Raw genomic sequence first — 13065 nt, forward strand, 5'->3', positions numbered from 1 at the left:
CTTTCACCTCATAACAGCTTCAATATGCCCATCATAATCAGTAATAATGCCGGCAATACACCCAGCGCCTTCATAAATCGAAATGCTGATAGAAAGAAGCCTGCCTTCATCCCTGCAATCAAAAATGTTCCACTGAATAACGTAATAGCCAGCGCAGTAGACAGTGGCTGAAAACCAAGCATAGCTGCCCCGAGTCCCGCTCCGAACGCATCGACCGATAATGCAATGCCCAGCCAAACCGCTTCGGTAGCAGATATACTGCCGGAACGGTCCATATCCGCAGCAGACGGACTTCGAAGAATCCGAATAACAAGTCCCCATTTGCGGAACTCCAGAGAAAATAGCGTTCGCTCCTGCTGCTCCACAGAAGCTTCTGCCGACAGATCTTTTCTTGAGCTAAGGAAAGACTCTGTATCAGCATCCTCTATACTCTTCTTCTCTCCAAGAACAGATCTGCTCACTGGATCAGTCTGTTCTGTAAGAAGCAGCCGCCGAGAGGCTTCCGCTGAATCCTCTGGCGAATCCTCTTTGCGGTGCAGAGCTTGAATCAAAGAGTAACAGCCGATACAGATCAGGATGACAGCGCCGAAAACGGTCGTATATACAGGAGACAGAACATGAGATAGTAATGCGCCCAATTGCATGGATATGCCGATCACCAAACCTGAACATACGGAGATGATAGCAATCGACAACAGTGGAATTTTCATTTTGCGCAGACCATATGTAACACCGACTCCGAAACTGTCCAAACTTAGCGCAAATGCCAGTAACAGCAGGGCTCCCCAATGATTAGCCACTCCAATTCCCTCCCATTGCGAAGGCAGGGCCTTATAACAACCGAAACCCTCCGCAGTATTGGTACTTGGAACAATATATGAGAGGGATGGGCTTGGGGTGACTGTGCCTGTTTAGCGCAGAGGCTGGCAGACCGGACAATGATGTGTGCCACGTCCGGCTACGACAGATTTTTCGATCAATGTGCCACAGTTAACGCAAGGCTTCGCGTTACGTCCATAGATTTGCAATTGATGCTGGAAGTCGCCCGTTTTACCCTGTCCATTAACGAACGATTTAATGGACGAGCCTCCAACCTGAATCGACGCACCCAGCGTGGAGACAATAGCTTCATGCAAGACATGAAATTGGCTATCCGTTAGGCTTTTGGCTGGCTGTGCTGGATGAATCCCCGCCTTAAACAACGATTCATCTACATAAATATTCCCGATGCCCACCACATATGACTGGTTTAACAGCGCTGCCTTGATCGAAGTCGAACGAGTTCCAACAGCAACACGTAGCATTTCGGGTGTAAAGGCCTCGTCCATCGGTTCCAAACCGAGCTTGTTCAGCGGCTTTTCCAGCAAATCCTGCCCTGCCGGAAATAAGTGCATTGTGCCAAACTGGCGCACATCCTGATAACGCAGCTCCGTACCATCTTTAAAATGAAAGATGACATGGGTATGCTTTTCCACAGGATCATGTTGCGAATACAATCCATATCGCCCTTCCATTCGAAGATGGGAGACCAGCACCAGCCCGTCCAGCAAAATCCGCAGAAACTTTCCGCGTCTCTCAACCCCTGTAATCCGGTGATCGGCCAATTCCATCGCAAAAGCGTGGATATCATCGGGCCGTTGAATGATCCGCGGCAAATTAACGGTGACATGATCTATATGTTTATCAACGATAAGCTCGTTTAGCGTTCGTTTAATTGTTTCTACTTCCGGTAATTCCGGCATGATGTCTTCACCTCACCCTATATTATAACGGAAGCAGCGTCAAATTGGGACTATCTACTCATTGAAATATATTACTTGGCCTCATACCAATTGCTGCCATAGCTTACTTCGGCTTTGAGCGGCACAGCCAGCTTTAATGCGGCCTCCATGGTAGCCGGGACAAGCTCTTTCATCGTTTCCATTTCCTCAGGCGGAACCTCGAACACAAGCTCATCATGTACTTGGAGCAGCATTCTGCTGCGAAGTTTACGTTCACGTAAGGCCTCATCCATCTGTACCATCGCCAACTTGATAATATCGGCTGCGGTACCTTGAATCGGCGTATTCATCGCTGTACGCTCAGCGAATGAACGCAGGTTGAAATTGCTGGCGTTAATCTCCGGCAAATAGCGTCTGCGTTCCAACAGCGTTTTTACGTAGCCGTCCCGCTTCGCATCCTTCACAATATCATCCATGTAACGGCGAACGCCTTGGAACACATCAAAATACTGGTCGATAAAACGAGCCGCTTCCTTCCGCGTAATATTCAAATTTTGTGACAGACCATAATCACTGATCCCATAGACAATCCCAAAGTTGACTGCCTTCGCAGAACGCCGCATATTGGAGTCCACATCTTCCGCTGCTACCCCAAACACATCGGATGCGGTCTTGGTATGGATGTCCATATCGTGGACAAAGGCCTCCTTCAAACGTTCATCATCCGAAATATCAGCCAGCACCCGCAGCTCGATCTGTGAGTAGTCTGCCGCCAAAATAGACCAGCCCGGTTCGGACGGAACAAATACTTTGCGAATTTTGCGTCCTTCTTCGAGACGAATCGGGATGTTTTGCAAATTCGGAAATTGACTGCTCAAGCGTCCAGTTGCTGCAACGGTCTGCCGGAAATACGTATGCACCTTACCCGTTTTCTCCGAAATTTCTTTCAGCAATCCTTCGACATACGTCGATTGGAGTTTGGCAATGGTGCGGTACTGCAAAATATTTTGCACAATATCATGATAGGGGGCCAGCTTTTCCAATACCTCCGCATCAGTCGAGTACCCCGTTTTCGTCTTTTTAATGACAGGTAAACCCAGTTTATCAAACAAAATCTCACCCAACTGCTTGGGCGAATTCAGATTGAACTCTACTCCAGCAATGCTGTAGATTTCACCCACCAACGTTGCAATCTGGGCTTCAAATTCTTTCCCCAAAGCGCGTAGTTCTTCTACGTTCACCAAAATGCCCTGCTTCTCCATATCCGCCAAAATGCGGGACAACGGCATCTCCAGCTCATGAAACAGCTTGTGCATTTCCGTTTTTTCCAGCTCCGCCTGCTGTACAGGCACCAAAGCTTCAATCACCGCTGCCTTACGCGCCACATGATCGGACAGTACATCCACATCAGGGACTTTATATTTAGCTCCTTTACCGAACACTTCTTCGTCTGGACGGATCGAAGACAAACCATATTTGGCTGCCAATCCGCTCAATGTCTGGTTTGCATCGGTCGGGTCCAGCAAGTATCCCGCCAGTTGCACATCAAACTCGGCCCCTGCAAACTCAATTCCATGCCAGTGTAAAGCCAAATCCGTACGATGCAGATCATGACCACGTTTTTTGCGTCCAGGGTCAGCAAGCCATTCGCGAATAGGTGTAGCTGCATCGCTTTGCAGTACATCCAGCGTCATAAAATACTGCTGCCCCGTTGCGGCAAATATCAGACCTACGATGTCAGCATGATGCGGATTATCACCATGCGTCTCAACATGCAGCACATCCACATGATCCAACACTTCTACCAATTCGCTAATCCGCTGCTCATCCAGCACTGTTACGTCAGCCGCGGCTTCCTCTACGTCTACCCCAGTACTGCCAACCTCACCTGAAAAGGATAAACGCTCCAGCAAGGACTTGAACTCTAGCTTCGCCAGAGCTGGCCCGGCCGTTTCTGCTTGCAGCCCGCCAAAGGCCACATCTTCCAGCTGCTTGTCCAACGTTACATCCCGATAAATGGTCGCCAAATCTTTGCTCATTCGCGCATCGTCAGCATGTGTCTCTACGCGTTCTTTCATTTTGCCCTTCAGCTCATTCGTGTGCGCCAGCACCTCTTCAACTGAACCGTATTGATACAGCAGCTTGAGCGCTGTTTTTTCACCCACGCCGGGAATACCAGGAATATTGTCCGACGTATCGCCCATCAGACCCTTAAGGTCAATAATTTGCAGCGGCTTCAGGCCATATCGTTCCTGAATTTGCTCAGGTCCATACGTCTCCACCTCAGTAACCCCTTTGCGGGTCAAGCCGACTGTGACATGATCTGAAGCCAATTGAAGCATATCCTTGTCCCCGGTCACGACCAGCACATTGAAACCGGCTTCGTCCGCTGTCTTGGAGAGGGTGCCTATAATATCGTCCGCCTCATAGCCATCCAGTTCAAACTGAGCAATGCCGAAAGCGGTCAATAGCTCTTTCAGCAACGGAAATTGCTGGGACAGCTCTGGCGGTGTTTTCTCCCGTCCACCTTTGTAATCCTCGTATCCTTTATGGCGAAACGTTATTTTACCAGCATCGAAGGCAACCAGAATATGTGTTGGTTTGTGCTCCTCCAAGAGCCGCAATAACATCGTCGTAAATCCATACACCGCGTTCGTCTGCTGCCCACTCGAATTTGTTAACGGTGGCATAGCAAAAAACGCCCGGTAAATGATACTGTTGCCATCTATAAGCATGAGTTTATCCATTTAGCACCTCGCAAGTTCATCAATGCATTCGTAACGTTCTTACGTTTTACGCATTCCTCTTCCTATCTTAACATACAAGACTCCTTTTTCAGAAAAAAACGGCTGCTTCCTAACCAAATTTGCCTTTTGCTCAAAGACAAGTCTGGGTCAGAAACAACCGCTATATACCTGAAAGCTCTACTGGTTCAAATCTGGTCTCTCCCCTGTCACGAGATATACAGTGCTTTCACCGATATTCGTAGCATGGTCACCAATTCGTTCAATGTATCGTCCTACAAGCAGTTGCAGCATGGCTTGTGAAGCCTCTGCCGGCTTTTCTACCATAAAGGCGTACAGATCGCTGATCATGTGGCTATACATGGAATCAACTCGATCATCCTCTTTGGCCATTTTGTAGGCCAGATCTGTATTTTCATCCAAATAGGATTTGATCGCATCATCTATCATTTCTTTAACAATGGAAGCCATGTGCGGAATATCCACCAGCGGCTTAATGATCTGCTGCCCTTCCAAGCGAAGTGTCACCTTGGCAATATCAAGCGCCAAATCGCCCATTCGTTCCAGATCACTGGAAATTTTAAATGCAACAATGATCCGGCGCAAATCCTTCGCTACCGGCTGCTGGGTAATAATGAGCTTGGAACCCATATCGAGAATATTCTCTTCCAGCGTATTAAGGGATGCATCATTTTTGACCACCTGCTGAGCCAATTCTGTATTTTTGGTCTGCAAACATTCAATGGCCTGATCGAGCGCCTTCGAAACGTGTGCACCCATTTCGCGCAGTACGGCTCTCAGTTCATCTAACCCTTCATCAAAACCTTTTCTACGTATCATTTCGAAGTCACCCCTTCTGGCATATTCATCTGTAGGCTTTAGCCAAATCGCCCTGAAATATAATCTTCCGTACGTGAATCTTGCGGCGTGGAAAACATCGTCTGTGTATCCGCCGCTTCCACCACAACACCATTCAAAAAGAACGCAGTTCGACCGGACACACGCGCTGCCTGATGCATGTTATGCGTCACCATGACAATGGTATACGTGTCTCGCAATTCCTGAACCAGTTCTTCAATTTTCATCGTGGAGATCGGATCCAGCGCAGATGTCGCCTCGTCCATAAGCAAAATATCTGGCTGTACAGCAAGCGCCCGGGCAATGCACAACCGTTGCTGTTGTCCACCAGATAAACTCAGAGCAGAACGCTTCAGAAAATCCTTGACCTCTTCCCAGAGTGCCGCCTGCCGCAGGCTTTGCTCAACCAATTCGTCCAACTTGTCCTTTTGCCGAATTCCATGCAGACGCGGGCCGTAGGCCACGTTATCATAAATCGATTTGGGAAATGGGTTAGGCTGTTGAAAAACCATTCCCACCTGCTTACGCAGAGTTTCTACTTCCATAGTATCGCCGTATATATCCTGACCTGCGATACTCACAGTGCCTTCAATACGCGTTCCCGGTATCATGTCATTCATCCGGTTCAGCGTACGCAGCAGGGTTGATTTGCCGCAGCCGGACGGGCCGATGAAGGCAGTTACCGTTTTTTCAGGAATATCGAGGTTTATATGTTTCAGCGCGTGAAATTTCTCATAATATAAATTCAGCTTATCGATCCGGATTACGGAATCATTCATGGATTTATGATCTCCTTCGTGTTGCAGTTATGATCCTCAAGCATTGCACCTGATTTGCACAATATGAAGATTATATAAGCTGTGTGTAAATTTAGTGTGGTGGATTTGTTAACGGTATGTAAAATGATCAAGAACTTAGCATGAGCTCAAGCTCCTGCGCAATTTCGGCTGCATTCAAAGCCGCTTCCTCTGCGGAACGGGACATTTCGCTGTTTTTGGCTTCAATTTCGTTGACAGCCTGCAGTAGTTTGGCAAAAGTTTGTGTTCCGGCAGAAATATATTGAGAGCCTGTATGAATCTGCTGCATACTCGTATCCGTCAGTTCAGCGGTGTCACGCAGCATTTGCTCGATATGGGTGAGTAAGCCTGTAATCTGCGTGGAAAAGGCTTTCGTCTGGAGTGACATATTCCGCACCTCCTGAGACACAATCTGGAAGCCTCGTCCGTGTTCGCCAGCATGCGCCGCTTCAATGGACGCGTTGATCGCCAGCAGTCCGCTATGATCTGCCAGTGCACGAATGGATGAGGCCATGCGCGCAATGTCATTCAGCGATTGGGTCAACGCAGTCATCTGCTCATGCTGGCGCTTCATTTGCTCCGTGACTGCACGATAGGAGAGCAAAACATCCTCCAGTTCTACTTTGCCACGGCGGGATAACTCACTCATTGAGCGGGTTAGCCGCACACTGTCATCGGCCTCTTTAGCTGCATCCAGCACAGTCAGCTGAATACGCTGGACTCCGTCATAGCTATGCCGAATCACATCGCCCCGCTCTTCGTCCGCTTCTCTTTGCATTCGCTGCACGACGGACAGGATATCACGAATCGTGAGTACGCCGAGTAACCGTGTTCCTTCCTTAATCAACACACAATCGTAAAAACGCTGATCTTCACGCAACATCGCCAGTTCCACAATGTCCGATGCCCGGCTTTTCAGATCCACAATTAATGTATCGTGGTCAGCAAATATGGCCGCAGGCTTGTCATAGAACAACGCCGCAGCAAATCTCCCCGTAAAATGGCGATTATACGCATCTCTCATAATAATGCCCAGTGGAAGATCATTTTTATCCACAACAATGACACAAGGAATATTCTCCTGTGTTTTCATAAGTCCTAACAGTTCTTTACTAGTCATATCCGTACCAATGATCGGAACCTCCCGGCATGGCACATAGGTAGTAATCGGCTTGTATGCTTCACGTTCAATCACGGCAGTGGAACTCGGCTGGGTCTTTGGTTCCGTTATCATCGTTCTGAAGTCCCCTTTTTTTAACTACTTGGAGTGACGGGAACATCATATCGGTCATTTGTTGATTCTAGCGTCTATTTTTGTTAATGAAATGTAAAATCACGAAATGGACACAAAAGTCGTCAGACACTTCCCTGGATAAAGAAAAACGCTCCTCATTTATAATAAATGAGAAGCGCTTCTTTTTTTATTTACAACCAGCTTGTACCCCACTCCACGGATCGAATCGATATGAACCGAGTCGGGATCCAGCTCCAGCTTTTTACGTAAGGAACTGACGTGCACATCCACGGTTCGTTGACCGCCAATGTAGTCAAAACCCCAAACAGCATTCATCAGATCATCCCGAGTCAATACCACACCCGGCTTGCGGGACAAATAAAGAAGTACCTCAAATTCCTTTGGTCTGAGGCTAATGGACTGACCTCCAAGAATGACTTCATATTTTTCAGGGTAAATTTCCAGCTCGCCCAATTGAATTTTGGAGCTATCTTTCTGATCAGACAGCACTCCTTCATCCCCGCCGGAAGTTCTTCGCAGCACAGCCGTTACACGGGCCAACAGCTCAGAAACGCCAAAAGGCTTCGTGATGTAATCATCTGCACCCGACTTCAGCCCTTGGACAACCTCGGCCTCGCCGTTTTTGGCCGTTAAAATAATGATAGGCGTTGTCAGCCCCTGATGGCGAAGTCTGCTCAGAATGTCCAGTCCGTTCATTCCCGGCAGCATCAAATCCAGCAGGATCAAATCGTAGGACTCTCTGGAGGCTTTTTCAAACCCTGCACTGCCATGATCCTCCGTGTCCACTTCGAAGCCTTCTTGTATCAAATTGTAGGATAGCAATCTGGCAAGCGTTGGTTCATCCTCAATAACCAGCAAGCGTTGTCCCATAAATAACTTCATCTCCTGTTTACCTGTTAAAGGCGCATTGGTCAAAATCCTGAAACCTTTTCCATACTCATGCGACACCCGTTTATTTTATCACGGCATTGTTAACAGAATGTAAAAAAGGTTATAGTTCATTCTTCCTGTTGCAATAGCGGTAATTCAACTGTAAATGTGGTACCCAATCCAAGCTCACTTTCCACCGAAAGGGTGCCATGATGCAAATCGATCAAGTGTTTGACGATCGACAATCCCAGTCCCGTTCCGCCAGAGTTACGCGAGCGTCCTTTGTCCACCCGGTAAAATCGTTCAAAGATACGTGGCAGGTCCTTCTTTGGAATTCCAATACCTGTATCACTGACTGTAAATACGACCTTTTCCGTGTCATTCTCCCGCTGGATCGTTAAAACCTTAATCTTTACCTTGCCACCATCAAGTGTATAGTTGATACCATTAGACAAAAGGTTCAGGAAAATCTGCTGAAGCTTATCTTCATCTGCCTCCATAAACAGCTCATCCGGGATATCCATGTGCAGCGTAATTCTTTTTTTGGCAGCTACATTGTTCAGTTTTTCCAGCAATGATTCTATGAACGACGAAACGTGCACTGGCGAGCAATCCAGCGGAGAACGCTTGGATTCAATTTTGGATAGCTCCAAAATGTCACCGATCAGCCGATTCAATCGTTCGCTTTCATCATATATAATTTGCAAAAATGAACGGGCCGTCTCCTCATCTTTAACCCCGCCACCGAGTAACGTCTCGGCGAAACCCTTGACTGCGGCAATTGGTGTTTTTAGCTCATGAGAAACGTTTGCCACAAATTCGCTCCGCATATTTTCCAACCGTCGAATGGCCGTAATATCCTGTAAAAGGAACAGCATCCCCCGGTATCCGCCTTCATCCTCATACATCGGAACACCATCCAGCAACACGAGTCTTTCCTCGGGATTGTACAAATGAACCTCACCATGCAGCCTTTCTCGGCTTTGTATGCTGCCCTCAATTAGCTTTGTGAGCTCATAGTGCTTCTTCAGCTCATGATACGGCTTGTCTGTCACCCGTTTACCCACGACACCAAGCATTCGCTCAGACTCACGGTTTACAAGCGCAATACACTCACTTGCATCAATCATTAGAATCCCGCCTGTCATATTACTCATGACGCTCTGGAGTAGATCCTCATTGTCACGTATCGTTTTCATTTGGTTTTGGAGACTGTCAGCCATACGATTAATGGCTTCACCCAGTTGCCCTACTTCGTCCCGGCGCTGCACACCAACCCTTGCGTCATAATCCAGTCCTGAAATACGGTTGGCTACCCCTGTAATATGCTCAATAGGCGAGGTCAGACTGCGGGCAATACGATAGCTCACCAATCCAGCAGCGAGGAACAGCAACACAAGTCCAATCCCGATGGCCGTCCATCCGCGCCGTACCCCCTCCTCCACCGCTTTCAGACTCATGGACAAACGGATATATCCGTCAAAGCCCTTGTCCGATACAACAGGCTCTGCAACGTATAGCATGTTCCGCTGCAAGGTTTCGCTGTAACGAATCGTGCGTCCGATTCTCTCTGTTGAGGCTTGCTGAATTTCTTCACGAGATGCGTGGTTTTCCATCTTACGCGGATCGCTTAACGAATCGCCAACCACCGTCCCGTCCTTGCGAATGAAGGTCACCCGCGATTCCGTCAGACGAGCAATTTCCTTCGCCTTTTGAGAATAATAAGAGACATAATCCGTACTGGACAGGGCATCTGCATTCACAAAAGGGAATGTAGCGCGAAGCAGGTCAATCTCCCGTCCCATGTTCTCCTCTAGCACCTTCATATTCGAATTTTTAAAAATTTGTCCCATCGTGATTCCAGCAGCAAGGACAGATACGCCAATCAAAATCAGCATGATCAGGGTAAGCCTGAAACGAAACGATTTCATAAAATATGCCCATCCTTTATGTAAGTTAAGTCTCATTCTACAGGCTACCTTCATTATGTTCCACTGTGAAAAGAAAAAAGGCCAGGGCATAACACGGCCCCAGCCTTTCCTTTGTCCTCTTATCCGTTTATAACTTCACCGCCATTGATATGAATAACCTGCCCGCTTACATATGAAGAATCATCAGAAGCAAGGTACACATAGGCTGGCGCCAATTCTTCCGGCTGACCCGGACGCTTCATTGGCTGTGCTCCTCCAAACTCGCTGACCGTCTTGGCATCAAAGGTAGACGGGATTAACGGCGTCCAGATTGGCCCTGGTGCTACAGCGTTCACCCGAATACCTTGATCCGCCAAATTGAGTGAAAGGGAACGAGTAAAGGATGTGATCGCCCCTTTGGTCGATGAATAGTCAATGAGTGTCTTGTTCCCAGCGTACGCGGTAATCGATGTTGTATTGACGATTGTGCTCCCTTTCTTCAAATGCGGCAATGCTGCTTGCGTCAGGAAGAACATACCGAAAATATTCGTACGGAACGTGCGCTCCAACTGTTCTTTGGTGATATCCTCCAGCTTTTGTTGTGGATGTTGCTCTGCCGCATTGTTCACGACAATGTCGAGCTTGCCCAACTCGTTAACCGTCTGTTGAACCGCTTTTTTGGCAAATTGGTCATCTCCGATATCGCCAGGAATCAATACGCATTTGCGCCCCTCCTGCTCTACCTGGCGTTTTGTTTCTTCCGCGTCCTTATGCTCATTCAAGTAGATGATAGCTACGTCCGCACCTTCTTTGGCATACGTGACAGCTACAGCCCGTCCAATTCCACTGTCTCCACCAGTAATAAGTGCAACTTTACCTGTTAGCTTGCCAGCGGCTTTATAAGTTGGTTTTTCAAACTGAGGTGCAGGCGACATTTTGGACTCAATCCCCGGTTGCTGGTCCTGATGCTGTGGGGGCAAAGTTTGCTGAGGTTGATTACTTTTAGGCATTGTACATTCTCCCTTCAAAATCAGATATTTTTTAGGATGCAACATTTGCATCCACTCTACTCCTGATTTACCACACAAAGTTATTCGTTAAACGAAAAAAGAAAAATGTAGTTATTTGATCACACAAAAAAACGGCCTATGCTTATTCAGCACAGACCGTTTTTTTCAATTTAGCATTTATCATCATTCGATTATAGGCTCTCACCAAATGCATAATTAAATAATATGGCTGTATACCATTAAAATCGTAATTAGAATCATGAAGACAGCCAGCAGCGTGCTGAACATCCGCATTTTACCAGCGTATTGCGTAATCGGCTGTTGGTTACGAACCGCTTCCAGTGACAAGCGTAATGGCTTACCCATAGCACCAGCAATACCAGAAATGGCAAGAAACAATACCAACACAACAACGATCCATGCTACCGAATAAGAATCCCAAACAAAAATCATATAGATGCCGCTAATAAGTACAAGAATCAGTGCAAATTGAGCCAGACGGTTTAATAGCTGTACAGCCGATATCGTCCCTTCCTGCGCGCTTGGAGCCAATTTGTCGATTTTGCCCACAACGAAGGGGAGCAATAAATAAAAACCCATCGCCAGTGATCCAATAATGTGAATAAAAAACATTCTTTATAACCTCCATTTCTTTGTTTTCTCACAAACTCTTTTTCCATAGAACGATCATATTCCAACGAATGACTACCATCTTTTCAGTGTTTTGGGACATGCTTTTCTATGTAAGGATTTTTGAAAAATCCTCATGTAACTATCCATGCATATGAACTCTATTATACCGGGGAAGTGGACCAAAGCAAAGGAATAAGGAAGAAAACGAATAGATTCCTTATATTCCGTTTAAAAGTAAAAGAGGTGTCCGATGGCCATGACTATGGCTTGGGAACACCTCTTCAAGTAAAAGTATACCGTTTTAGTAGAAAATTGAATCTATACGGTAACTATTTTAATCACACTGCGGACCGATTCGGCGGATTGATCGAGCGCTGCTTTTTCTTCGGCTGTCAATTCCAACTCGAACACTTTTTCGATACCATTACCGCCAAGAAGTGTCGGTACGCCAAGGAACAAATCCTGATAGCCGTACTCTCCCTCCAGATAGGCAATGACCGGGATAATCCGTTTTTTATCTTTTACAATCGCTTCTGTCATCTGTGCAAGCGAAGCTGCCGGTGCATAATATGCGCTACCATTACCCAACAGGTTGACGATCTCACCGCCACCACCGCGTGTCCGTTCTACGATTGCTTCGATACGTTCCTGCGAAATCAGGGTTTCGATAGGTATACCTCCAACGCTGGAATAGCGTACCAGGGGCACCATATCATCACCGTGACCACCCATAACGAAGCCGCGTACGTCTTCGACGGAAACGTTCAGTTCTTGTGCAATAAAGGTACAATATCGCGCTGTATCCAGCACACCTGATTGGCCAATAACCCGATTTTTCGGGAACCCAAGCGTTTGATAGGCAGTATAGGTCATAGCATCTACCGGATTACTCAGAATAATGACGATAGAATCCGGCGCATACTTCTTCACGTTCTCACAAACGGATTTCACAATTCCTGCGTTCGTATTTACCAAATCATCACGGCTCATACCCGGCTTGCGTGCAATCCCGGCAGTAATAATGACGATATCCGAGTTAGCTGCATCCTCGTAACTGGAAGTGCCCGTGATCTGGCTGTCAAATCCCTGTACCGGACCGGCCTCCAAAATATCAAGCGCCTTGCCTTTGGTCGGATTCTCTAGTTGCGGAATATCGATCAGTACGATATCACCTAGCTCCTTTTGAGCCAGCAGCAATGCGGTAGTGGCACCGGTAAAACCGGCGCCAACAATGGATATTTTTTTACGTTGAATGGACAAGTGGTAT

11 protein-coding genes are annotated in these 13065 nt (G+C 47.2%); all 11 read right to left on the reverse strand.

Features of this window, described 5'->3' with window-relative positions:
• Positions 1-8 precede the first annotated feature (8 nt).
• Positions 9-800 (reverse strand): MntP/YtaF family protein, encoded by a 792-nt coding sequence (locus NLX73_RS09430; protein ID WP_069291607.1) that lies wholly within the window; start codon positions 798-800, stop codon positions 9-11.
• A 111-nt stretch (positions 801-911) separates the two neighbouring features.
• Entirely contained in the window at positions 912-1742 is an 831-nt protein-coding gene (mutM, locus tag NLX73_RS09435) for a DNA-formamidopyrimidine glycosylase (RefSeq protein ID WP_061828672.1), read from the reverse strand.
• 71 nt (positions 1743-1813) lie between these two features.
• Entirely contained in the window at positions 1814-4468 is a 2655-nt protein-coding gene (gene polA, locus NLX73_RS09440) for a DNA polymerase I (RefSeq protein ID WP_254325977.1), read from the reverse strand.
• 177 nt (positions 4469-4645) lie between these two features.
• Positions 4646-5305, reverse strand: a complete 660-nt coding sequence (phoU, locus tag NLX73_RS09445; protein WP_025721993.1) for a phosphate signaling complex protein PhoU — start codon at positions 5303-5305, stop codon at positions 4646-4648.
• Positions 5306-5343: 38 nt separating this feature from the next.
• Complete coding sequence (gene pstB, locus NLX73_RS09450; RefSeq protein WP_061828674.1) at positions 5344-6102, reverse strand: phosphate ABC transporter ATP-binding protein PstB; 759 nt, start codon at positions 6100-6102, stop codon at positions 5344-5346.
• Between the two features lie 127 nt (positions 6103-6229).
• On the reverse strand, positions 6230-7354 hold the full coding sequence (locus tag NLX73_RS09455; RefSeq protein ID WP_254325978.1) for a methyl-accepting chemotaxis protein: 1125 nt from the start codon (positions 7352-7354) through the stop codon (positions 6230-6232).
• 159 nt (positions 7355-7513) lie between these two features.
• The gene (locus NLX73_RS09460) at positions 7514-8245 is read right to left on the reverse strand and encodes a response regulator transcription factor (protein WP_013309604.1); all 732 of its coding nucleotides are present in this window, start codon (positions 8243-8245) and stop codon (positions 7514-7516) included.
• Positions 8246-8373: 128 nt separating this feature from the next.
• The gene (gene pnpS / locus NLX73_RS09465) at positions 8374-10176 is read right to left on the reverse strand and encodes a two-component system histidine kinase PnpS (protein ID WP_069291604.1); all 1803 of its coding nucleotides are present in this window, start codon (positions 10174-10176) and stop codon (positions 8374-8376) included.
• A 119-nt stretch (positions 10177-10295) separates the two neighbouring features.
• Positions 10296-11165, reverse strand: a complete 870-nt coding sequence (locus tag NLX73_RS09470) for an SDR family oxidoreductase (protein ID WP_013309602.1) — start codon at positions 11163-11165, stop codon at positions 10296-10298.
• 216 nt (positions 11166-11381) lie between these two features.
• Positions 11382-11798, reverse strand: a complete 417-nt coding sequence (locus NLX73_RS09475) for a hypothetical protein (RefSeq protein ID WP_013370353.1) — start codon at positions 11796-11798, stop codon at positions 11382-11384.
• Positions 11799-12116: 318 nt separating this feature from the next.
• The gene (mdh, locus tag NLX73_RS09480) at positions 12117-13058 is read right to left on the reverse strand and encodes a malate dehydrogenase (RefSeq protein ID WP_254325979.1); all 942 of its coding nucleotides are present in this window, start codon (positions 13056-13058) and stop codon (positions 12117-12119) included.
• Positions 13059-13065: the final 7 nt, after the last annotated feature.

This window comes from Paenibacillus sp. CH40 (assembly GCF_024213605.1).
In the GTDB taxonomy this organism is placed as follows: domain Bacteria; phylum Bacillota; class Bacilli; order Paenibacillales; family Paenibacillaceae; genus Paenibacillus; species Paenibacillus polymyxa_B.